The 23599-nt window shown below is 57.5% G+C and carries 18 protein-coding genes and 2 tRNA genes; 6 read left to right on the top strand and 14 right to left on the bottom strand.

The window, feature by feature from the left end:
* Positions 1-43: 43 nt before the first annotated feature.
* Positions 44-1030 carry a hypothetical protein gene (locus BQ7114_RS08695; protein ID WP_143236848.1) on the top strand — a complete coding sequence of 329 codons (987 nt, stop codon included), beginning with the start codon at positions 44-46 and terminating at the stop codon, positions 1028-1030.
* Between the two features lie 83 nt (positions 1031-1113).
* Here BQ7114_RS08695 and BQ7114_RS08690 read toward each other — a convergent pair whose 3' ends face one another.
* From BQ7114_RS08690 to BQ7114_RS08665, 6 genes are all read right to left on the bottom strand, one after another.
* Positions 1114-1881, bottom strand: a complete 768-nt coding sequence (locus BQ7114_RS08690) for a CDP-alcohol phosphatidyltransferase family protein (RefSeq protein WP_072345098.1) — start codon at positions 1879-1881, stop codon at positions 1114-1116.
* A 284-nt stretch (positions 1882-2165) separates the two neighbouring features.
* Positions 2166-2238 (bottom strand) — tRNA-Ala (locus BQ7114_RS08685).
* Between the two features lie 104 nt (positions 2239-2342).
* Positions 2343-3380: a hypothetical protein gene (locus BQ7114_RS08680; RefSeq protein ID WP_072344562.1), complete on the bottom strand. Its 1038-nt coding sequence runs from the start codon at positions 3378-3380 to the stop codon at positions 2343-2345.
* A gap of 186 nt (positions 3381-3566) precedes the next feature.
* The gene (locus tag BQ7114_RS08675) at positions 3567-4346 is read right to left on the bottom strand and encodes a GNAT family N-acetyltransferase (protein WP_072344555.1); all 780 of its coding nucleotides are present in this window, start codon (positions 4344-4346) and stop codon (positions 3567-3569) included.
* 3 nt (positions 4347-4349) lie between these two features.
* Positions 4350-5561: a molybdopterin molybdotransferase MoeA gene (locus BQ7114_RS08670; protein WP_072344552.1), complete on the bottom strand. Its 1212-nt coding sequence runs from the start codon at positions 5559-5561 to the stop codon at positions 4350-4352.
* Positions 5562-5625: 64 nt separating this feature from the next.
* A complete protein-coding gene (locus BQ7114_RS08665; protein WP_072344549.1) occupies positions 5626-6579 on the bottom strand; it encodes a UTP--glucose-1-phosphate uridylyltransferase in 954 nt (317 codons plus the stop codon).
* Between the two features lie 568 nt (positions 6580-7147).
* Between BQ7114_RS08665 and BQ7114_RS08660 the strand changes: the two genes are divergently transcribed.
* The 3 genes from BQ7114_RS08660 to mscL all read left to right on the top strand — a co-directional run bounded on the left by BQ7114_RS08660 (position 7148) and on the right by mscL (position 9282).
* Positions 7148-7942 carry a 5-formyltetrahydrofolate cyclo-ligase gene (locus BQ7114_RS08660; protein WP_083431817.1) on the top strand — a complete coding sequence of 265 codons (795 nt, stop codon included), beginning with the start codon at positions 7148-7150 and terminating at the stop codon, positions 7940-7942.
* A 142-nt stretch (positions 7943-8084) separates the two neighbouring features.
* Complete coding sequence (locus BQ7114_RS08655; RefSeq protein ID WP_072344541.1) at positions 8085-8705, top strand: SAF domain-containing protein; 621 nt, start codon at positions 8085-8087, stop codon at positions 8703-8705.
* A gap of 169 nt (positions 8706-8874) precedes the next feature.
* On the top strand, positions 8875-9282 hold the full coding sequence (mscL, locus tag BQ7114_RS08650) for a large conductance mechanosensitive channel protein MscL (RefSeq protein ID WP_072344538.1): 408 nt from the start codon (positions 8875-8877) through the stop codon (positions 9280-9282).
* 440 nt (positions 9283-9722) lie between these two features.
* Here mscL and BQ7114_RS08645 read toward each other — a convergent pair whose 3' ends face one another.
* Entirely contained in the window at positions 9723-9986 is a 264-nt protein-coding gene (locus BQ7114_RS08645; RefSeq protein ID WP_143236847.1) for a hypothetical protein, read from the bottom strand.
* Positions 9976-14496, bottom strand: coding sequence for a hypothetical protein (locus BQ7114_RS08640; protein ID WP_072344531.1), 4521 nt, complete (start codon positions 14494-14496; stop codon positions 9976-9978). Before BQ7114_RS08640 ends, BQ7114_RS08645 begins: the two co-directional genes overlap by 11 nt.
* Before the next feature lie 152 nt (positions 14497-14648).
* On the opposite strand from BQ7114_RS08640, the gene BQ7114_RS08635 reads away from it, so the two are divergent.
* Positions 14649-16871, top strand: a complete 2223-nt coding sequence (locus BQ7114_RS08635) for an NADP-dependent isocitrate dehydrogenase (protein WP_072344527.1) — start codon at positions 14649-14651, stop codon at positions 16869-16871.
* A 201-nt stretch (positions 16872-17072) separates the two neighbouring features.
* Here BQ7114_RS08635 and BQ7114_RS08630 read toward each other — a convergent pair whose 3' ends face one another.
* From BQ7114_RS08630 to BQ7114_RS08610, 5 genes are all read right to left on the bottom strand, one after another.
* Positions 17073-17768 carry an HNH endonuclease family protein gene (locus tag BQ7114_RS08630; RefSeq protein WP_230206019.1) on the bottom strand — a complete coding sequence of 232 codons (696 nt, stop codon included), beginning with the start codon at positions 17766-17768 and terminating at the stop codon, positions 17073-17075.
* A 195-nt stretch (positions 17769-17963) separates the two neighbouring features.
* A tRNA-Arg gene (locus BQ7114_RS08625) sits at positions 17964-18036 on the bottom strand.
* A 74-nt stretch (positions 18037-18110) separates the two neighbouring features.
* Positions 18111-19040 (bottom strand): universal stress protein, encoded by a 930-nt coding sequence (locus tag BQ7114_RS08620; RefSeq protein ID WP_072344517.1) that lies wholly within the window; start codon positions 19038-19040, stop codon positions 18111-18113.
* A 128-nt stretch (positions 19041-19168) separates the two neighbouring features.
* Positions 19169-19912, bottom strand: a complete 744-nt coding sequence (locus tag BQ7114_RS09100; RefSeq protein WP_195906745.1) for a C40 family peptidase — start codon at positions 19910-19912, stop codon at positions 19169-19171.
* A 111-nt stretch (positions 19913-20023) separates the two neighbouring features.
* Positions 20024-20719, bottom strand: coding sequence for a metal-dependent transcriptional regulator (locus BQ7114_RS08610; RefSeq protein WP_072344515.1), 696 nt, complete (start codon positions 20717-20719; stop codon positions 20024-20026).
* A gap of 121 nt (positions 20720-20840) precedes the next feature.
* On the opposite strand from BQ7114_RS08610, the gene serC reads away from it, so the two are divergent.
* Positions 20841-21965, top strand: coding sequence for a phosphoserine transaminase (gene serC, locus BQ7114_RS08605; protein WP_072344511.1), 1125 nt, complete (start codon positions 20841-20843; stop codon positions 21963-21965).
* 116 nt (positions 21966-22081) lie between these two features.
* Here the strand turns inward: serC and BQ7114_RS08600 are convergent, their stop codons facing one another.
* Positions 22082-23383 (bottom strand): MFS transporter, encoded by a 1302-nt coding sequence (locus BQ7114_RS08600; protein WP_072345094.1) that lies wholly within the window; start codon positions 23381-23383, stop codon positions 22082-22084.
* Positions 23384-23599 lie beyond the last annotated feature (216 nt).

Raw genomic sequence — 23599 nt, 5'->3', positions numbered from 1 at the left:
CGTGAACCTCATTACCTCTCATTCAGCACTGAGCATTCCACTGTTGAAAGAGGTAACAATCGATCCTGCGGCGCTCAAAAAAGCTTCCCAGATCGATCGCCTTGGCAACCTAGCGCCGCGCAATATCACCATCACCACCCTGTTTTCTTCCATAGCCAACCACGCGCGTCAAGCCGGTTCCAATGACGCAGCTAGTATTGCTCTAGAAAGCATTCCTCGGCCTTTGCTTCGCGAAATGGCTGAAACACTAAGAGCTATGATCGTCGGCCGCCAGCAGGCGCTAATAGATCTTGTTCCGCAGAGCTGCTTCACCGCGCTACAGCAGCTTCTTGGCAACGACACGAGCGGCACAGAGCCTGAACCACTACTGCAACAAATTGGACCCAGCTTCACGTTTGCTGGCAATGCGGAACTAACGCAGATGATCGACTCCATTGGATTCGACATAAGTCCCCTCGAAAAAGTTGTCCCCATCGCTGTGAATCCATCCGCGTGGTGTCAAACATGGTGTGACAGCCAAGGGGCACGCCTCAACCTCATACATCGAGCGTTTGATTGGGTTGAGAGCGTGACGATCAGCTCTAAGAATTACCGGGCTCTCAAAGCCTCGGGAGCGAAAATAATTCCGTCCTCGAAAGCCTACCGCATGCTACGCAGCCCGAAGTTTTGGGCCTATGCGGTAGTGTTCATCTACTCTTCTCTTCGCGCTCTGCCGGTAACGTTCGTCAAACATTTCCACGGCAACCTGTGGGTCCTGTGGGGCATGGATGTAATCACTGCCATTCCCTACACGTGGGGCCTGCTGGCATTCGTGACCGCTCACAAATGGTGGGTTCGATACACCGGCCTACTGGTCACCCTTGTTACGTTTATTTCTCCCTACGTGTACTTCTGGACGCACGGGCGAGGATACCCACCGGGAGTGAATGCGGTGGTAATAGGAATGATCGCATTCGCTTTCCTCTACGAACTGCGCAACTACCTGCGCGACCGCTACGTTGCGGACGGGCTGCGAAGTCAAGGTGCGTGAGGGCCCGGAGATGTCTTTAGAAAAAGTGTGCGCGAGGAGAATCTCGCGCACACTTTACTCGAGATCTGAATAGAAGGCCTACACTACGCCGCCACGCCTGCTTTGCGGCTAGCTCGATCCGGCCCGGTAAACATGCGGACGATGCCGGTGAGCAGGAACCACCCTCCTGACACGTAGAACAAGACCATCATCCACACCGGCTGCACCGGGTGAATAGCCACAAGAGCACCTGTAATTCCAATCCACACCGCGATGGAGATCAGGTTTATAACCATGAACTTCTTGACGCGGAACGGGTGCGTCCAATAGCTGGGGACAACCGTGAGCACAATGCAGGCCACAACCGCGATAATGTTTACCACCTCGCCTGTCTGTAGAACATACAGACACAGCGCCACAATGTTCCACGCCGCGGGGAAGCCGTAGAAGTAGAAATCTGAGGACTTCCAGTTCTCATTCGCATAGCACAGCGTGGAAGTAGCCAGAATCAAAACCGTGAGGACCGCAGCCAAATATGGTTGGCCCATTTCTATGTGGCGATACATGAAAATCGCGGGGATGAACGTCCACGTCAAGTAGTCAATGATGATGTCCAAAATACCGCCATCGAACCAAGGGAGCACTTCTCGCACCCGGAACTTACGAGCCAGAGTGCCATCCACGCCATCCACCACGAGCGCGATGAAAAGCCACAGCCACATCATGCCAATCTCTTGGTGAATCAGAGCCAACGTAGCCAAAGCCGCAAACGCCACCCCCGACATGGTGAATAGGTGTACCACCCACGCGCTAACGCGCTGTGACAAGGGCGCCAAGTTTTCTGGCGCGATTGTTTTTAGCTTTTTAGGCATTCGTTGGTACTTCGATTTGAGGTCAAAATCCATGGGTTTCTTTCACATTCGTCAATGAGATTTTTGAGGAATCCTCGGCGATGATTGTACCTTACCTGCGCAATACTGCGGCTATCCGAAATCCCGTGTTTTCATAGAGTCTGTGCTCTTCTTGAGGATCACTGTCTTGAGGGTTATCGCGGGTAGCGACCGTTTGGGAGAGCCTGCCAGTGCTCCTACGCACGAGCGTAGCAGTAAAAGATCTCGGGGCACCGTATGAACGATGTCCCGAGACATAACAACCGTGGAGCTAGGGGGATTCGAACCCCCGACCTTCTCATTGCGAACGAGACGCGCTACCAACTGCGCCATAGCCCCAAGTGCGAAAACCAGCCTAGCACCACATCGGCAAAACCGTTAATTCAGCGGCGTCGAGGCCTCGCACGTTGTAGCGCACCAATGCGTGCAACTTGCGAAAAGGGTTACTGTGCGCGGCGGAACTCGAGGATGTCCTCCAGGTCAAACGCGGTCTCAGCCATCTCAGCGGCCTCTTCAGACGTCATCGCGTCAAGCGGACGAGGCTTCGCAACCACTGGGCGCAATGGGCTAGCATTTTGGGTCTCAGACCTATTTTCGGCCGTGCTTTCAGCAGAAGCGGTGCCCTCACCATTATTCTCGAGGACGCTGGGATCAACCACTACGCGCCTACGCGGAGCCTTGGCAGCGCGAGCGTAAGCGGGAGCGGGAAACTCGCGGGGAATCCACTCGGCGGGTTCAGCGGCGACCTCGACCTGTTCCTCATCAATCGATTCCTGGACGGAAGATGCCGAGGGATCAACGGTCTCGGTGGCCGGTGCTGTAGCCGCAATACGCTGTTCAACAGATGAGCGTAGGCGGTTGTAGCGAGCCTGCTCGAGTCTGCGCTCCTCACGCAACTGTTTCGAAAGTTCAGCTTCGGCGCGAGCCTTCTCTATGGAACGGCGGTAGGCCAAACGCCCCTCCGCTAGCACTGCCCCCATAACAGTCGCGGGAACCAGTAGGAACCACCAGGAGAACGTCGAAAACGTAGCAGCAACCACGAACGCCACCAGCAGTGTCAACGCCACTCCAAAAATGGCGAAACGGCGCTTACCCGCAGCGTTCTCCTTCGCAACACGAGCTGCGCGAGACGCGCGAAGCTTCGCCATCTGCCGGGAAGTCGAAGAAACAAACTCACCCGAAATACGCTGCGAATCAGCCATTGAATATCCCCCTATCGACTCTGCCTCCACGGCCTGAACCCTCCGTTCGGGTCCACAAACCGCCACGTGAGGCAAAATACGCGGCTGGTTCCTACCCACCTCGCCTTGAACAACAAGACCAGGCCGTTCCTTAGCCAATGGAACAAGTTTGAGATCCGTCGAAAACCTATCTTCAACAGGCGTTTCGATAACCTCATTGCGGTTCTTTATGAGTGCAGGCGTCCAATACGCAGCCACCAACACGGCCAACGCACCGATAATCCACCCAGAAAAGCTCACGTACCCATAATTACATCATTGTTATTCCATGTCGGGCAGAGCTTCGGCGTGTCTGTTTCGTGACATTTGACGCCCTTATTTTGCGAGTGAAGACCTTGCGAACACTCGACTGGCCAGCGCCTGGCGCGGCCGCTCTGGATTACCGGCGTGCCCGATGCGTTTAGTTGATTTCCGAGGAGCTTGGTTCTACTCCCCCAGCAAGCTCACGCCCCAGATTGCTTCCACCAGGCCACCGCTTGGTAGCGACTCGCGATCAATTGAAAAAGCCAAATGGTCTGCCCACTGGCCAGCAATCGCCATGTACCGCGGCCTGTAGCCTTCGTGAGTGAGCCCGAGCTTTCGCGCAATGCCAAGCGAAGGCTCATTCTCGGGGCGAATGTTGATCTCCACGCGGTGAATCCCCAGCTTCAAAATGAGCAGGTCAATAAACGCCGCCACAGCCAAGCTCGCAATACCCCGACCCGCATACTCGGACACAATCCAGTAACCAACCGTCGTGGAATACAGCGCGCCCCTCACCGTGTTTGCCGCTGTTACCACCCCGATCACTCGCCCATCCGCCTCAATCATCATGGGAAGAGTGATACCCGACTCCACCTCGGCATCGGTTTTACGCTGATATTCCGCAAGTGAAGGCAGACGCTCATCAACATCCGGAGCGAGTGTAGCCTCCCACGGCTCCAGCCAGTCTCGGTCCGCCCAGCGTACGCGCTCAACCTCGCGATGAGCCTGCCCCAGAACCGGGCGAATCGTGAGCCTACGGATTTTGCTCGATGCCACCCTACTGTGACGACGCGGTCCGAATGCATTTTCCCCAGGGCGCGCAAAGACGTCCTCGTCCACATTCAAACGAGGCGTTGCATGAATGAGGCCCCGGCCAACGGGATCCTCAATATCGATACGAACCTGCGATTCGCTCAGCCCCCACACGCGAGGGGCGGAGAAGAATCGCCTGAAGAAACTCATCAACTAATCGAGCACCATGCAACGCAGAGCATCACCCGCGCGCACATCCGTCACATTCTCCGGCACAACCGCGAGCGCGTTCGACTCTGCAAACGCAGAAAGGAGGAGCGCGTCAGTTGGGCCCATCACCGTGGCCGTGTAGCCCGACGACGGCTTACCCAGCAGTTTCACACGCACAAACTCGCGCCTACCCATCGGCGAACGCCACCCGCGGTCCACTCGCGCCTGCACGGTTGGGCGGTTCAGCGAACTCCAGCCCTGCATTGCGCGCACAGCGGGACGCACGTAAACCTCGTAACACACCTGGGCCGACACCGGATCACCCGGCAAACAGAAAATCGGGGTTCCCGACTCAACGTGCCCAACACCAAGGATGTGGCCCGGGAAAGCCGCCACCGAGTCAAAGCGGATTGTGCCGAGCGAGCCCAGCACCTCGCGCACCGTATCACCCGAGCCGTAAGATATACCGCCCGTTGTGATGATCAAATCCGCACGCACCAACTGGTCCTCAATGGTTTGCCGTAGCGTTGCCCGCTCATCAGGAACGGCAGCCACGCGGAAAGTCTGCGCACCCGCATCCGTCAAAGCGGTAGCCAGGGCATGACCATTCGCATCAAACACCGCGCCCGGGCGGGCCTGCTCGCCAGGTTCGATCAGCTCATCACCAATCGAAATGATCACCACACGAGGGCGCGGATGCACCTGAATACGGTTACGACCAACACCCGCGATCAGCGCGATCTGGCGCGACCCCACGCGCGTACCGCGGCTAATCAGCACATCGCCCGCACGAACGTCCTGCGCCTTGGGGCGAATGTTCTCACCGGGCATCGGGCCATGAGACACCTCCACCTGAGCCACCCCATGATCCGTGTGCTCCAAAGCAACCACCGCATCAGCACCCGTCGGAATCGGCGCGCCAGAAGCAATCCGGATCGCCCCTCCCGCAATGTTCGCCATCGGCTCAACATCGCCAGCGCGGAGCTCCGCTGTAACGTTGAGCTTCACCGGATGATCCGCAGAGGCCCCCTCTAAATCCTCCGACCTCACCGCATAACCATCAAGCGCAGCCAAATCCGCAACCGGAAGGTCGAAGGGCGCCATCACGTCCTCCGCAAGCACGCAACCCATCGAATCAGGCAACATCACATCCAACGGAGGCTGCGGGCCAACCGCATCCTGACAATCGCGATAAAAATTCGCAACCGACCTCATCACATCTCCCCTTCAAACGGGCAAAACCAGTGGCTTGCGCGCCATCACGGCACGCGGCTAAACCCTACAGGTCAAGTCCTTTAACAAGTCCTTTAAGTAGCGCCCGGAACTCGCCGCCAAGCTGTGGATCTTCAATCCCCATCTCTACCACGGCCTGCAGGTAACCCAACTTGTCACCCGTATCAAACCTACGGCCGCGAATCACCACGCCCGTCACGCCACCGCCCCGGTCCTCAGGCGTCTCAATCAGAGTCTGGAACGAGTCAGTCAGCTGAATCTCGCCTCCACGACCCGGAGGGAGCGTCTCCAAAATCTCAAACACCTTCGGGTCAAGCACGTAACGTCCAACCGACGCGTACTCAGACAACACCTCATCAATCGGAGGCTTCTCCACAATCTTGTTGAGACGGAAAACATCCCCGTCATTCAGGCCCTCAATACCATCCAGCCCATTTGAAGCGAGCGGAATGGTAGTCACATCCGCCGAGCCGTAAGCCGTTGCCTGCTGCGGGGTTACCTCTAGCAACGCCACCACGGAGCCGCCAATCTGCTCGCGCACCGCGATCATCTTCTCCAGCACCGGGTCCTCCGGATGCATCAAATCATCCGGCAACAGCACCGCAAACGGAGCGTCACCCACATGATGGCGAGCCTGAAACACCGCGTGGCCAAGCCCGCGTGGATGCCCCTGCCGCACCGAATGAATCCTCGCGAAATCCTGGTAGCGCTCAATTGACGCAAGCAGATCCCACTTCTCGCCCTCGCGCAACGCTGCCTCCAGGTCGGGTACAGCATCAAAATGATCCTCAATCATCTGCTTCTGTGCGGCCGCAATCAGTAGCAAATCATCCAGACCCGCCTGCGTTGCCTCCTCAACCACCAGCTCAATCGCCGGGCGGTCAACAATCGGCAGCATCTCCTTCGGGATAGCCTTCGTCATCGGCAAGAAACGCGTGCCCCGCCCCGCCGCCGGAATCACCCCATGACGTACCGAAGCGCTATTCAACAAACTGCTCATAACCCAAGCCTAACCGAGGAACCCCGCAAACGCGGGTATGCCCGCAAGCGGTGCGCAAACCGACGAGCCCCTTTGCACTCCTCCCCCCTCGGCACCTTGCCCCTCGCCTTTCCCCTTGCCTTCTCTCACGATTCAGACCCGAGGTACCGTGGCGGTGGCCCCCTCATCAACGAGTCCGACCCAAACTGGTGAAAAAGGCCTCGAAAATGCCACTTCCCCTCGGAATACCGATTGGTCACGGCCACCCCGAACAGTATTCAGACCCAAAGCACCAAAAACAGGGGCAGGTTTCACCACTTGCCCTCACAATCGCGGATGACAGCACGGCCCCAACGGTATTCAGACCCAAACAGGCGCAAACAGGTGCCAAAACTGCCACTTCTCCTCGGGATACCGATTGGTCACGTACACCCCGCACAGTATTCAGACCCAAAACGGCGGGACAGGGCCTCCAAAATGGCAGTTCCTGTCTGAATGGTGAATTTGTTCTGCATGCGTTGGGAGCGCAGCGGCCTGATCACGGCAGTTTCCGGCACTCGTCCCGAGGTGCGTGTGCGAAAATGGGCACATGGGGTCTGAATCAAGAAAGCGAGTGTCACCGTACCGCAATCAGCCCGCGGTTCCTCGGATTGTGCGTGACGAGATGCTACACGCACTGCGTAGAGTCAGCCACACCGTGCCAGCCCCAACACCCACCCGGAAATTCATTGACGAGGCCATACGTGAAAGCAAGGATTCCTCGCAAATCGAAATCCTACGAACCCTCTTAGAACCAGTTCACGCAAAAGAACACAAAGCAGCCAAGCGAGCTCTTCGAAACAGCCTGAGGCCGCAGCGCAAGGCGACACATCAGCGGCTTGACGGCTCGCATGCGGCCACAGAAATCTGGAACACCCTTAATCCGGTGCTACAAAAGCAGGATCTGCCGCATGGAATTGCGGCATATGAGGCGCTCCCCGGGGAACTGTCCATCAGGAAATTCGTCGCGTCCTCCAAAGCATCCGGAACAGAAGTTTGGCTCCCCGTTGTCTCCAGCGCAAAAGGCATGCCGCTTTCGGAACTTCCCATCGGATTCGTTGCCGGCGGCCAGCCAACACCATCCGGCGGTGCGACACGGATCGATCCGCCAGTTAGCCTCGTGCTAGTACCCGCAATGGCCGTGGACGAGGATGGCGTCAGGCTCGGACAGGGCGGCGGTTGGTATGACCGAGCCCTCGCCGCAATCAAACAAGCGCAACCCGCGGCCCTCTTTTTCGCTGCAGTACCGCAAAACACCTACGTGAGTCGCAGCCTACTCCCCGCCGAACCGCACGACATCCACATGGATGGCGTCATAACAGAGGCAGGTTGGGTGCTCCTCTAGCCTCTTGCGGCCTCATTCTTTAAGCGGACGCAAAACGTCGCCTAGGCAAGGCCGATATCCACAGGCCCACCACGCTATCGCGCGTCCACATCTTTTCTTACAGTCCTATCCCTGCCTCGACAATCTTGAAATCATCGAGCCCGTGAAAGAAAAACTCCGAACCGTCGCGCACTGGATCAGCGAGAAACGGGCGATCATCGCAATCACAATAGCGGCCATCGCAGTATTTCTAACACTCATCGCAGTCATACAACCGCTTGGAACCAACGCGGTTGTAGCAATAAAACGCATACCTGCAGGCGAAATCATTACAGCGAAGGACGTTCAGATGCGGTCCAACGTAACCGGAGCTCCTCCGGACGTGGCAATCGATCCCACCCTCGTGGTCGGCCTGCGAACAAGCGTCACCATCGAACCCGAAACACCAATAAGAACCGCGTACGTCACAACCACCGAACAGAGCATGGAAGGGAGGGATACGGTAGCTCTTCCGGTATCCGTCGACGTCGCAGCACTATTCACGCAAGGAGACACCCTAGACATCTATTCACCCGCTACATGCGAAGACGAAATGCACAACTGCCCCGCGAAATTGCTAACGCAAGGAGCAATTGTAACCAAAGTCGCAACCCCCGCAGAAACCCAATGGAATGCGGCCCAAACAGCGACTCTGGTGCTAGCAATCGCACGCAAAGATACTCCCGTAGTTGCTGGAGTTACAGACTCCGCTACAATCACCCTGGTGAACACCAGCCAAAACTAGGTTCCACGCATGCTTCAAACAAGCCTGCCAAAACCTCGTTAACGCTGGCCGCTAATCCCTATCGATTAGGATTCACCAGCACGGTTCTCGCCATCGGCGTACACACCGTTGCAACCGATACGTAGCATGCGCCTACAAGGCAGCAAGTCCACAACTACAAGGAGCAGTCTTGATTCAAGGCTTCAAGGATTTCATTTCACGAGGCAGCGCCATTGACCTCGCAGTCGGTATGGTCATTGGTGCGGCATTCACGCAGATCGTCACCGCGTTAACGGACAACATCATCAATCCGCTTATCGGCGGCATTTTTGGCCAGCCACGCTTCGACAACGTCGGACAGTTCACCATCGGTATCGGTGGAGACCCCGCCGTCGTCCAGCCTGGCATGCTCCTCAATGCGATCATCAACTTCCTGCTAGTTGCCATCGCACTGTATTTCTTCATCGTTATGCCCATGAACAAGTGGGCCGAGCGTAAGCAGAAGGCTGCCGACGAGGTAGCTGAAGAGCCGCAACCCGACGCGCACCTCACCCTGCTCGAAGAAATCCGCGATGAGCTACGAGCATCCAACAAGTAGAAACGCACGTCTTCTGGCGGTCAGCTCACGTTAGCTGACTGAGGAAGACGAAGTCGGCGAGCCCTGTGGGGTTCGTCGACTTTCTTTTTTCTTCATCCTCTCGTCCCTTCTGTCTAGCCTTTCCTCCTTCATTCGCCCATCCCTCCACAGGAGCAAGCAGCCTCATCTCCCTGCCCCCCACCGCGCCTTTCCGCCTTCTCTCTCCCGCCGGACCTCCCCCTCCGCACCGATTCAGACCCAAACCGGCAAAACCGCCTTCCAAAACGGCAGTTTCACTCACGGATGCGGTTTTGCGTGGTTGGGTCAAACAGTATTCCGACCCAAACTGGTGAAAACCGGGTGCAAAAACGGCAGTTCCCGTCTGAATACCGGGTGGAGAAGCGAGCAATAGCGCAACCTACAGCAACCCGGGTCGGCTAGTTTCGGGTACAGAATGCGCCTTACCAGTGGGGCGGTTTGTTCTCCCGAAACTCACGATCGCGAGCCGACTCCACCACTGGCTCACCAAGTTTGCCATCCCAAGCCGGCGGTTCAAGAGGGCGAATCTGCTCCCACGATGGGCTTCCGCCGTCCTCAATAATCTGCTGGTCAGCTCGTGAAATCCGCTCAGCCCGGCGTCGTCTGCGCACATGCGCGGGGCGAGCACTCACAGCCGGTGAGGCTGGCAGCCCTTCCCCCGTCGCGTCCGCAGATTCAGTGTTCATCGCGAGCAATCCGGCGCGCAACATTTCGCAGCACGGCATCAACCTGAGCGCCGCGCCTGGTCAGGCCGAGCGCACTTTGGATCTCGTTCACAACCTGATCTTCACTGCGCTCCACACCATCCGACACGATCCACATCGCGATCTCGTCCAACTGATCATCCGAGTAAGCTGCAAGCGGCAAGCCTACCGCAACCTCCGGCCGGCGTCCTCGCTCGGCGCCGCTTGGCCTCCAAACGGTTTCCTCCGCGCTACCGTGAATATCCCGATCAGCCTGCAATCTCACGAGTTTCTGAGCCGCCGTTTCCGTGCCAAACATCTCTTCATTTGAGTCGGCAGGAGCCTGGCCTGAATCAGCAGACTCACCGGTCTCATTCGTGAGGTCGGGACCGTTCTCACCTGAATCAACATCCCCATCGACATTCGCAGGCTGTGCAGGCATTTCATCAACCGCGGCTCCAGCGTTTGTTTCAGCCTGAGCTCTCGCAGCCATGCGCTCATCCACGGCGTCAAGGACTAGGTCGATGATCGCGTCCGCTTCCTTCTGTGGGTCAATGAAGACGGCCATTGCAAGCTCTGTTCGCGTCTTCCACCCGTTTGCTTCCAGCAGTTCTGGCCAGTAGCGGTCGCGGCGGCGCAAGGACTGCTCCGCAACGTACGTGTCGTCATCGGTCAATACCGCAACCAGTAACTCGTCTGGAAATTCTGGGTGCCCAATGGCCAGTGGAACGCGGAGCGCCCCTTCAACCCCAAGATTAGGGATGACCGTCAAACCGATCGAGTACAACCGATCCGCGAGGTCGATCAGAAGCTGATCCGGTTTGGCTTCAAACGTTGGCCACTGTGTGCCGTTTTGGGTCTGAATCGTGGAAGATGACGAAGTCGTCGCTTCCTCATCGGGGGCGTCGGCAGTATCGTCTGCGCTAGCAGGCTCAAGGTTCGCTGCCCCGGTGTCAACAGACTTTCCCGCGCGGGAGCCCGCCTGGAAGTCTGCATTCGCGCCGCTCGATTCAGCCGCAGCATCGCGATCCCCGGAGGAAATACCGCTGGCGGCTTCGGCGCTGGTCATGAGGTCCAGCAGCAGTTTGGGACCGTCGTTCGAGAACCGGTCTTTATCAAACAGCGCGGGATGCACAGCCGCGACAATATTCAGTTCGTCGCCGGCACAACCTAGAACTCGGGCAAGAAGCCCCAATCCTCCAGCCTGCGAGATCTCTCCAAAGTCGTGTAGCACTCGACCGTGCGGAGTTTTCGCGTAACCAATCGATAAGATCGCACGATCACGCATGACATCCGCGTTCGAGTTCGGCGTTACAATCACGAACGGATCAGGTCGTTCCTGCTCAAAGAAGGATTCAAGGGCTGGCGAGGTGGCAACCATCGCATCCAAGTTCGCGCGCAACCGCTCGGCATGCACGTCGTTGAGGGTGAGCACAGCGAGCGACTTCTCGGGGTACAGCAGTGCGTGCTCGATAATCATTTCCGTGACAGCCTCGACTTCGGCAGCGGAGGATTCAACGGCAGCCTTGTCGGGTGCGGGCATGCCCCGGCCGTCAACATAGGAGATGGTGAGCTTCGACCCAGCCCTCGGAACTGGCACGGGAACACCCGCGTGCGCAACGCGGTACCGGTTGAAGAGGCGCCCAACATACTCGTTGATTCGCACGGGTTCAGGATGAATCTGCGCGGTTACGGTCACCTGTTGGAGCGCGTCCACGGTTGGTGTTGGATCCGTCAAGTCGGCGGTGATTACCACCTGGCGTGCGCGTGCAAGCAGGGGCACTAGCTCCGCCAGTGGCAGATGGTTGACGTCCTCAAGAACCAGGAGATCAACCGTTTGCCCCAGTGGTAGCAACTGTGGAACCATCACGGGCACGGTCAGCAGAATCGGGAACATTGCGCGCACGAGCGGCGACGATGCATAAAGTGATGCCGCCGCGCCGGGCACAAGCGTTCCATTGCCGAGGCCGGTGCGTAGCTGCGCTTCTTCTTCAAAGTAGCGGGCCATCTGGTCAACGCGCCTGCGGCGGATTTTGTCGGAGGCAACTGCGGCAAGTGACTGTACCTGCTGACGGTCAAGCTGCTGCAACTCGCCGATCAGGCTTTGCAGGTTCGCGGGGTCGAAGCCGCCAAGGCTGGGCACGCGGGTCAGCATGACGCCCAGCGCGGACGCCCACCATGCAAGGTCTAGCTCTTTGTCGATCAAAGAGTCTGGAACATTGCGCTCGCGTAGGTCTTTGACGAGGGCGTCGAGGCCAAACTTGTGGAGCGTCTTCATGATTTCGAGGCGTTCCGGTAGCTCGCGCGCCCCGTTCGGGTCCGCGTGGAGGCGATCAATCAGAAGGGAAAGCTCGCCAATGTCGATGCGTTGCAGGGGCCCGTGCGCGGTTGCGAGGTGTGCGTCGAGGAGCTTCAAGTCTTCGCGCACGCCCGCGGCCTGCTGTTTGAGCTCGTCGAGGTTGGTGGGAACTTTTGGCCACCCGTCAACGGCTTGGTGTTTGCGCCACACGTCGCGTTGGCGTTGCACTTTGCGCAGTTCGTCGTTGAGGTCTTCAACGTAGCGGCCCGGGCGCAGCATGTCTTTTGCGGCCTTCACCAAGTATTTGCGCTGCCTGCGCTTCATTGGATAACCGTGGTCGCGCCTCCACTGTTTGGAGGCGGTGGCGATCACCATGTCGGCAATGGGGCGCTCAAAAATGGCAGGTTGGAACACATCCAGGGCCTCGCGCACGCCCTCCAGCATGACTAACTGATCTTCCCATTCTTTGAATGTCGTTGCGGGGTGCAGGCCGGTTTGTCCGGCGGTTGTTGACATGGCCACGCGTAGTTTTGGTAGCGATTCGGTGGAAAGTCTTGCAACGATTTCGAGGACGGGACTGACTTGCTCGGGCGAAGAAATTACGGCGCCAAACCACGCGTCATGGGCGTCACTCTTGGTGAACATGCCCTGGGTGGAGGCTGTTCGTAGAGCCTCCTTAGCTTGGTCATCGGTGTCTTGCGCGAGGGCGGTGAGAGTGTCGGCAGATAGGCGCACTTTGGTGCGCGGGCCGGGCCTAGTGGAAGTGAGGTCGGTGAGCACTTGAAGCGCGTCGTATGCGGATACGCCCCATTCGGCTACCGGCCGGTGTAACTCTTCGGTATGCTCCGCTAGCGATTCGCGTACGCGTCGCAATTGCGTGCGCATAAGCTCAATGGATTCGCGGTCCACAAAGGGAGATTCGTCGCGGAAGATCCGTTCGAGCTCCAAGACAAGATTAGATTTCTCATCTTTACTGCTGTCGATTCGCGCCACGGCGTGCGACAGGCCAGATTCGTCCATGTATCGCCAAAAGGCTTCACCGCTGTGCTTGTTCGCACCGACAACGAGGACTTTGCGCCCGTTTGCGGCGGCATCCGCGGCTATAGAGGCAACCACTGGCGTGGGGTTCGCCCCACCGCGAGTGTCGAACATGACGTTGGAGCCGGAAACCACGGTTTCAACCAGGTCCAACGTTTCTGGTAATTGGTCTCCGATGCCGCGTTCTTGCCACGGATCGCGGTCATACGGATTGGGCTCGGTGAGCTCCTTCTTGATCGCACTAACGGCCCGTTTGTTGCCTGCGAGCGCGAGCACGAAGTTGGATTGCAGTAGTGCGTCAGCATTTTGAAGTTCTGCTTGTAGGTCTGATGCTGGGTGCAGGAATAGTGATAGTTCCATGCGTTCATCAGACTTGAATCCAGGTAGGAGGCCGGATAGGGCGCTGCGTAGACGCGTGATTGCGGGGGCTGCGGTAAAGCCGTGGGATTGCCGGGCAGTGTTTTCGATGGAGGTGGTGTCTAGCTCGATGCCGCGGGCGGCAGCAGCTTCGATGAGGCCCGGCGCAACGGTAAGCATGTTGGAAATGCGCACGGTAGGTTCGCCGGCGTCATCGAGTTTAAGTTCGGTCGGGCACAGCAACATGGGGCTGGTGCGCGGGCCGGTTTCGGACTGCCAGGTGGCATGTCCGAAGGCCATGTGGATTGGGGCTACACCGTGCGCAGCGGCTACGTCGCGGGATTGATTCATGAGGGAGCGCACGGCTGCCCGGGCCCGTTCAGCCTCGCTGGGTTCGCGTATGAGTAACGACAGTGGCGTTGTGCGAAGCGCGAAGAGTTGCGCCATGCCGCCCGGGTGCGCATAAGTGAGGTCGAGTGTTGGCCGCTTCGGGTTCTCAAGGAACTCGCGAGTGACTTCGTCTAGTTCGCGTGCCCATTTCGCTACCGCATGCCGCATGTCTATTTCGTTGGCACTGGGAGTTACCTCCTCAACGCCTACCTTGCGAGTTTCGGCTCCGCTGGCAGCGTCATGCGCACGTTGTTCCCTATTCTTGAGGCCGTCGTGTAGCTCCTCATTTGAGGTCGTCTCGTTGGACCGGGTTTTCTTGGACCGGTCCGGGTCTTGCGATTTTGGGCGAGAGAAAAAACTAGATACCACGGTTTCAACATTATCGAAGAGGACGGAGTTGAAGATGTAGGCGCGGCGGCGCCGTTTCATTTCTATATGGCTCGACGTCTTGTAACGTGACTACCACCACCAACATTTCTTGACATCGAGAGACTTAAGAGTGAGATACTTATTTTGAATGCGCAAAATACCGTGGTTTTGTTCGTTATTCTCGTGATGAACCCAATGGAGAGGAAACCCTGATGGCTACCATCATTTACACTCACACTGATGAAGCCCCCATGCTTGCAACGCACTCGCTTCTTCCTATTATTGAGGCTTTTGCGCGTGCCGCTGGAGTCGATGTTGAGACTCGCGATATTTCTCTTGCGGGCCGCATCCTCGCCGCGTTTTCGGATCGTTTGCCGCCAGAGCAGCAGGTTGAAGATGCGCTTGCGGAGCTCGGCGCTTTGGCGAAGAAGCCAGAAGCTAACATCATTAAGCTTCCTAACATTTCGGCATCCATCCCCCAGTTGAAAGCGGCGGTGAAAGAGCTTCAGGGGCTTGGTTTCGACCTCCCGGATTATCCTGATTCTCCCGCGAACAGCGATGAGCAGGATGTGAAAGCTCGTTACGATTCTGTGAAGGGTTCAGCAGTGAACCCGGTGCTACGTGAGGGCAACTCGGATCGCCGCGCTCCTATCGCTGTGAAGAATTACGCGCGCAAGAATCCGCACCGCATGGGCGAGTGGAGCACAAGCTCGGCCACCGAAGTCGCCACGATGGGCACAAATGACTTCAAGTCCAACGAGAAGTCGATTGTGCTGGATAAGGCCGACACTCTTCAGATTCGCTTGCGTAGCCGCGATGGGCAAACCACGGTGCTGAAGGACTCCCTACCGGTTTTGGAGGGCGAGGTTGTTGACGGCACTTTCATGTCGGTTGCCGCACTCGAGGAGTTCATCGCGAACGAGATTGCGCGCGCCAAGGAGAAGGATGTCCTCTTCTCGGTGCATCTGAAGGCAACGATGATGAAGGTGTCTGATCCCATCATCTTCGGCCATGTGGTTCGCGTTTTCTTCAAGGACGTGTTCGATAGGTTTGGCGCACAGTTGCAGGCAGCCGGCTTGTCCCCCAATGATGGCCTCGGAACGATTTTCGCTGCACTTGACGAGGGCAAGGTGGAGGACGCCGCCAAGATCCGCAAGGCGTTTGAGGATGCGATTGCAGCTGGTCCTCGCCTGTCAATGGTTGATTCTGATCGGGGAATCACAAATCTGCACGTGCCCTCCGATGTGATTATTGACGCGTCGATGCCCGCGATGATCCGCAATGGCGGAAAGCTGTGGGGCCCAAGCGGTGAGGAGGACGACACAATTGCCGTGATCCCCGATTCGTCTTACGCGGGCGTCTACCAGGCGGTGATTGAGGATTGCCAGGCCAACGGAGCGCTGGATCCGCGCACGATGGGAACGGTTCCGAACGTGGGCCTAATGGCGCAAAAGGCAGAAGAGTACGGCTCGCACGATAAGACCTTTGAGATTCCTGCCGATGGCACCGTGGAGGTTGTGAACGCAACCGGCGAGGTGCTGATGTCACACGAGGTGCAGGCCGGCGATATTTGGCGTGCATGCCAGACCAAGGACGAACCGATCCGCGACTGGGTAAAGCTTGCGGTAACCCGGGCCCGACTGTCCTCCACACCGGCTGTTTTCTGGCTCGATCCTGAGCGTGCACACGACGCCGCTCTTATTGAGAAGGTTGAGATGTACCTGCCAGAGCACGACACGGAGGGCCTATCGATTTCGATTCTCGATCCGGTTGAGGCAGCGAAGCTGTCAGTTGCGCGCATGCGTGATGGTTTGGACACGATTGGTGTGACGGGCAACGTGCTTCGCGATTACAACACGGATCTGTTCCCCATCCTAGAGCTTGGCACTTCCGCGAAGATGCTCTCGGTGGTGCCGCTTATGAATGGTGGCGGCCTGTTTGAAACGGGTGCGGGAGGTTCTGCTCCCAAGCACGTGCAGCAGTTGCTCAAGGAGAACTACCTGCGTTGGGATTCGCTGGGTGAGTTCTTGGCCTTGGCCGAGTCCCTACGCCATCTCTCGCGGTTCGACGACAATCCGCGAGCGCAGATCCTCGCTTCTGCGCTAGATGAGGCAACGGAGCTGGTACTTAGTGAAGGCAAGTCTCCGGCCCGCAAGCTCGGCCAGATCGATAACCGTGGTTCGCACATGTGGCTGGCGGTGTACTGGGCCGAGGCTCTGGCCAACCAGACGGAGGACGTGGACCTCGCTCGCGTTTTCGCACCAGTTGCGATTGCGCTGCGCGAGAATGCGGACAAGATTAACGACGAGCTTATCGCTGTGCAGGGACACTCGGCTGACATTGGAGGCTACTACCGTCCGAACACGGAAAAGACCTACGCGGTTATGCGTCCGTCGCATACGTTAAATCAGATTATTGATCAGCTACAAAAGTAGCCAGCTCCAAGCTGACACTAGTGTTAGTTCCAAGAGGCTATAGCTAGCTGACTAAAGGGGGTGGGGAACCCTAAACCTGGTTCCTCACCCCCTTCGTCATATGCGGATTTGAGCTACACGGCCTGCACGCACCCTTCAATCTCACCCTTCCCGACACAATCAACTCGATTGCAAATGAGCCACCGGAGCTACCCTAGGTTTCTACCGGGCTGGAACCTCCACCACCGGGCATTTGGAGAGCACGTCGATCATGGCTTGCCTCTCTTTTTCTTTCACGCTAAGTCCCCACACATATTTGACGTGTATCTGCCTGGCCACATACGCACAGTGGTAGTCGGCGTTTTCGGGTAGCCACTTGTCGGCCGTTAGATTCGCTTTATCTTCGTTGGCTTGCCCGTCCACGGCGAGGAGGTTTTGCGGGTCGTTCGCAAACTGTTCCCGTTTGGCTACGTCCCACTGCCAGGCGCCCGCAAACCATGCATTAGAAAGCGGCACAACGTGGTCTATTTGAACCAGTGGGGACGTTTTATCTCCCCGCTCAAAATACAGCTCGCTTCCCGTGTACGGGTCATTCAAGATGCCGGCTGCCACCACGCACCTGGAGTTGCTTCGAAAAACCACGCGGTCCATGTCGCGCGCCAAAACATCATTTCGAGTGTCGCACCCGTTCATGTCCACGTCGGCCCACGGCTCCCCAAATTCCTCGCGTTCGTAGGGCGGAGCGTCCACCCACCCACTAACCTCAAGCGCCATGAGTTCGTCGCGCACTTTCGACATGGGCACGTCCTCGGCCTTCGCTCCATCAAAGCGCATCACGCCAGCCCAAATGGCTACGGTTACACCAATTGCAAGCACTACAAACAGCACGAGGGCATCGCCGGGTTTTACTTTCTTCACATAGACCACCATGCCTAGCTTTTGCCTCGAAAAGCCACTTAGGTATGCCGAGGTGTGCACGAATCTGCCTACGAGGATGGTGTGGACAGAGTCTGAACGGGCTCAACCTTCAAACAGGGGCAGGCCTTCAACTACAGGTTGCGGATCAAAACCTCGCCAAATTTCGCCGTTTTCGTTGGAGCAAAGCCGCTTTAGTGCCCTCGAGACGATTCGAACGTCCGACACCCGCTTTAGGAGAGCGGTGCTCTATCCCCTGAGCTACGAGGGCTCAACCTGAAAAAGCCTACCACGAGCAAGCGTCGACGCGTGAATGCGCAGACACCTGATAGATCCGGCGCAGCGTCAGCGACGCTCCCACGGCGTACTGACGCTATCAGACTCAGCGCCGCGCGCGGACGGCACAGTCATAACCGGGCAGGTGGAGTGAGTTAGCACGATTTGTGAAGTCGATCCGAGCAGTAGGCCCGCAAACCCACCGCGACCTCTTGTACCTACAACCACGAGGTCAACAGCGGTTGAGAACTCGGTCAGAAGCTCCGCCGGCGATCCGTCAATAATGTGCCGTTTAACCGTCACATCACGGTCCCCAACTACCTTGTCGCATGCCGCGGCAAGTTCCACTTCCATTTCTTCATAAAGGCGTTCGCGGTCAATGGTAGTGGGCACCCACGAGAGCATGCCAGCACCCGTGGCGATTGGGACAGCGGCGATCGCATCAACTTGCGCGCCCCACAGCGCGGCTTCGTCAACTGCTTTTTCGAGGGCTGTGTGAGCGGTTCGAGATCCGTCAACGCCAGCGACGATGCGCTTAATCGGCCAGAAGGGAGAGCCGGACGTGTGCCTGGGAACTACAACCACGGGGCATTTCGCATGGGCCGGAAGTGCCGAGGAGACGGTGCCAAGGAGCCGATCTGCAATGCCTCCACCCCCACGCGAGCCAACAACAATCAGGTCTACTTCTTCGGATAGTTGCACGAGGACGCTCGTAGCATCGCCGGGCTCAGTGGTGCCGGTAACTTCGGTGAGGCCATGGCTACGAAGCCTCTCCAACCCGTGATCAACTGCTTTTTGTGCGCCCTGTTGGAGGGCGTCATCGTCAAGGGCGGCGTATCCTCCATCGAGGGCGGCTGCGGAATACGAGGCGAGGGCGTAGGTGCAGACCACGTGGACGAGAGAGCCGTCTTCTTTTGCTCGAGCTGCTGCCCAATCGAGTGCCATGTTGGCCTCTGCAGACCCGTCTACCCCAACGAGGATTACTTTCTGCCCAGCCATTGTTGCCTCCCTTATAGCTTTCACCTCTATTTTGCACACAGTTGGCAAAAAATGTGAGCCGTACTGAACGGCTTTACATTTTGGGTACAAAATAGTCCCAGCGAGAGCTGGGACTATTTCGATAAACCTTAGAGGCGAACGTAGCTCGGCGCGCCGTAAACGGCAGCGTATTCAACGCCGCGGCCGGGGGCCGGCGAATGAATCATCATGCCGTTGCCCGCGTAGATACCAACGTGGCCACCGTAGTAGACGATGTCTCCGGGAGCCGCTTCAGATGCCGGAACGTGCGTGCCGGAAGCACCAATTCCATACGAGGAGTGCGGGAGGCTGTAACCCAGCTGTCCGTACACGTAGGACACGAGGCCAGAGCAGTCGAAACCGCTCGGAGAGGCACCCGCCCAAACATAAGGAACTCCAATGTACTGAGAGGCAACACCAACAGCTGAAGAAGCGCTGGCTGAAGGAATCGAAACCGGAGTTGCCTGGCTCTGCTCGAACGATTCGCGCTCGTAACCGCGGTCAGCAGCTTCATCGCGACCGTCGAGGGCGTCCTCTTCGACTGCCTCTTCGACGATCTCAACGCTCACCGATAGATCGTCACCGGATGCCCATTCGACGTCAGCAGGAGCGGTAAGGACGGGGTTCGCCTGCGCGATACGTCCTTCCTGAATGGTGGGAGGCGCTTTGGGAGCGAGGTCTAGAGCCGAGTCAGGGGCCGCGGTTGCGATACCACTGCCAAGAACGGTTAGCGCAAGTCCAGTTGCGGAAACCGTTGCAACGCCGCGGACGGGGCTAATGGATTCGGTGATGTCCGTTAGAGGCGTCACGGGACGGCATGCTCGGCGGTGCCGCGCCTCGATCTTCTTAGCCAAAATATTCTCCCTTAAAAGGTGCCTTTTTAGGTTTCTTAAATAACAAGTTCACTCTAGCCAACATGCACCCGAAATGTCACGTAAAGATAACGAAGTTGTGAACAGTTCCACTCAGATAGTTGTCGCGAGGATGAATATGTGCGGCTCGGCCCAGTCCGGAATTGCTACGGATCCCCCAGTTTCCGCGGATTTATCATTTTTAGACAACATCAACTCCCCGCCCTTAACAGTGACCGAGATCTCATCGCCTGGTCTCATTTTGATATCGTCGAGGGCACTTAGAGCACTCACTTCCGATTGAACGGGCTCACCCAGGCGGGCAAGTTCCGCGATCAAAGACTCACCTTCCGCGAGGCTGGCGTGAACGTCAGAGAGGGAGATGGGGCCTTCGGGCAGTTCCCATTCCCCCGGCACCGGGTTTCCATAGGGGTCTTTCTTGGTGCAGTCCAGGATTTCTTTGAGCTTGTGTTCGACCCTGTCGGACATCACGTGCTCCCAGCGGCACGCCTCTTCGTGCGCAAGCGTCCAGTCAAAACCGATCACATCAACCAGTAGGCGTTCAGCTAGGCGGTGTTTGCGCATGACCTCGATTGCCAGCCCCTCACCTTCATCGGTCAAAGTTAGGGTGCGGTCCTCCTCAACAATAACGAGGCCGTCGCGCTCCATTCGCGCAATGGTTTGAGACACGGTGGGCCCGGAATGTCCGAGGCGTTCAACGATACGCGCCCTCATGGGGGTGATTCCATCTTCTTCGAGCTCGTAGATGGTTTTTAGATACATCTCGGTAGTGTCGATCAAATCGCGCATTGTTTCCCCGTCTTTTCGTCTCCACACCACAATGCGGGGCACATGCCGCGCCCCTTTTTGTTTGCGGTCCATTTATTGACCTGTTGCCCTAAATGAACCATATTCGACTAGATTCTTCAGTATGGCGACCAAAATACAGATTCCATTTGATCTTTTACCGAAAGACGGGCGTTTCGGCTCCGGCCCTTCGCTTGTTCGCAAGGAACAAATTGACCGTTTGGCTGACGGGAATACGCCAAGGTCTCCTCACCTAATTATGGGCACGAGCCATCGCAAGCCGCCGGTGCGCAACGTTGTTGGCGAGGTACGCGAGATGATCGCGCGCCTGTTCAGCCTTCCCGATGGTTATGAAGTTGTGTTGGGAAATGGGGGTTCCACGGCATTTTGGGCGGTAGCCACCACCTCGCTGATTGAGAAGCGTTCCGCGCACGCAACGTTTGGCGAGTTCGGTTCAAAGTTTTTCGAGGAGGCCGCCCGCGCCCCATTCTTGGACGAGCCCGCGCGTTTTGATGCTCCTGCCGGGCAGCTTGCAACGGTTGAGGAGGTTGCCGGCGCGGACGTGTACGCGTGGCCGCACCACGAGACGTCCACGGGCGTTATTTCTCCTGTGAAGCGCATGCCGGGAGGCCTGTGCTTGGTGGATGCAACTTCGGTTGCCGGTGGGGCCAGCGTGGATATTTCACAAACTGACGCCTACTATTTTGCGCCGCAAAAGTGTTTTGGCTCGGACGGCGGCATCTGGTTTGCAATCCTCTCCCCCGCGGCTATTGAACGCGCGCAACAGTTGCACGCTGATTCTGGCAGGTGGATGCCCCAGTTCTTGGATCTCTCGATCGCTGTTGATAACTCGCGCAAGGATCAAACGCTGAATACGCCCGCTCTGGCAACACTGTTAATGATGCACGCCCAGCTTGAGTGGATGCTGGCCCTTGGCGGTTTGGACGCAACGGCGAAGCGTTCAAAGACGTCAACGGATTTGATTTACATGTGGGCCGAGCACAGCAAGTTCGCCGCGCCGTTCGTGGTTGACCCGGCGTTGCGTTCTCCGGTTGTGGCAACCATTGATTTTGAGGGCGTGGATGCCTCCGCAGTTTCGCAAGTGTTGCGCGATAACGGAGTGGTTGATGTGGACCCTTACCGCAAGCTGGGACGCAATCAGCTACGCATTGGTGCGTTCCCGTCGGTGGACCCGCAAGATGTTTCAGCCCTGCTGCGTTGCATCGATTATGTGGCCACCCGCCTGTAGTACGACGCTAAGCACTTGACGTTTGATTTATGAGGCCAAGCCGGATTCTCTAGCAGCGTCCAATCAGGGGCTTCGACAACTGTTTGTCGGAGCCCCTGATTGTTTTAAGGAGCGTTCTAATCCGTGGGCTGGTCGCCGCCAGCTTCGAGGTCGCGGGCACGCTCACGCGGGCCGTAGGTGATGATGGGCCGGCGAGACCAGCTGGCTTTGATACGCACGTCCCAGGACTTGATTGCCCAGATGGCGGCGGCGACAGACACGATAACCGCCGAAATTCCTCCTACGGCCAGCGACCAGGGACCTCCCCAGGTGTCGGCAACCCAGCCGACGATGGGAGCACCAATGGGCGTGGACCCCATGTAGACCATGAGGTAGAGCGACATAACGCGCCCTCGCATGGCAGGATCGGTGGAGATCTGGATAGCGGCGTTAGCCGACGTGATCATAGTTAGCATGGCCAGGCCGGTGGGGATGGCGATAAGCGCAAACAATTCGTAGGTGGGCGCTAGCGCAAGCGCAATGTCGCAAAGGCCGAAGAGGAACGCAGAGACAACCACCAGGCGCACGCGCGGAAACCTGCGGCGCGCGGCAAGAAGCGCGCCCGTGAGCGATCCGATGGCCATGAATGATCCGAGGATTCCATATTCGCCAGCACCCTTCCCGTAAACCTCGGTGGCCATGACGGCGGAGGTGAGCTGGAAGTTCATCGCGAATGCAGACACCGTTCCGGCCACGATCATGATGACCACAATGTCGGTGCGGCCCAAAACGTAGCGAACGCCTTCGCGAATCTGCCCGCTTTCGCGCTTCACCCGGCTGGCGGGGGTGAGCAGGTTCTTATTCATCAAAGCTACCGCGGTTACGGGCGCGGCAAATAGAAGTAGGTTGACGATGAATACCCAGCCTGGCCCTACCCATTCGATGACGAGGCCGGCAAGAGCAGGCCCAATCAGGCGGGCCACGTTGAATGCTGCCGAGTTGAGCCCAACTGCGTTAGGGAGGGATCCAAGTGGAACAAGTTCGGATACAAAAGTTTGGCGGGCAGGCGCATCGATGGTGGAGAGTATGCCCGCGAGGAATGCAAGGACGTACACGTGCCATAGTTGTGCCGTATTCGTCAGAATGAGGACACCTAAAATGAGCGACATGAGGCCGATCATGCCCTGCGTGAATTGGATTAGATTTCTGCGGTTAACGCGGTCTACGATCACGCCAGCCCACGGGCTGAATAAAAGAATGGGTAAGAATTGGAGGGCGGTGGTAATACCGATTGCGGTCCCAGAACCTTGGGTAAGGACGGTGAGAACCACCCAGTCTTGCGCGATGCGCTGCATCCACATGCCGGTGGAGGAGATGATGTTGGCGCCGAACCATAGTCTGTAGTTGAAGTACTTTAATGATTCAAACGTTTTTGACACCTCGTATACCTCCTTTTTCAATAATGCCAGCATCGTTTGTGCGTCGCTACGCCAGGGCACCCGTCGGGGGATCCATCTTGATCTGTGAACATCTGGACCTCTGTCGCCATGTACGAGGAACCTGATCTTCCCCTGTCCTGCGGGTTGTGATTGGGAATTCTAATGCGGCTCGCGAAGAGGTAATCTTCGCGAGCCGCGCCGAATAATGGGTTGTAC

It is taken from the genome of Actinomyces urinae (assembly GCF_900119695.1).
GTDB classification, from domain to species: domain Bacteria; phylum Actinomycetota; class Actinomycetes; order Actinomycetales; family Actinomycetaceae; genus Gleimia; species Gleimia urinae.
Note: the sequence above shows the minus strand (reverse complement) of the source record. Positions and strands in the feature narration are given on the sequence as shown.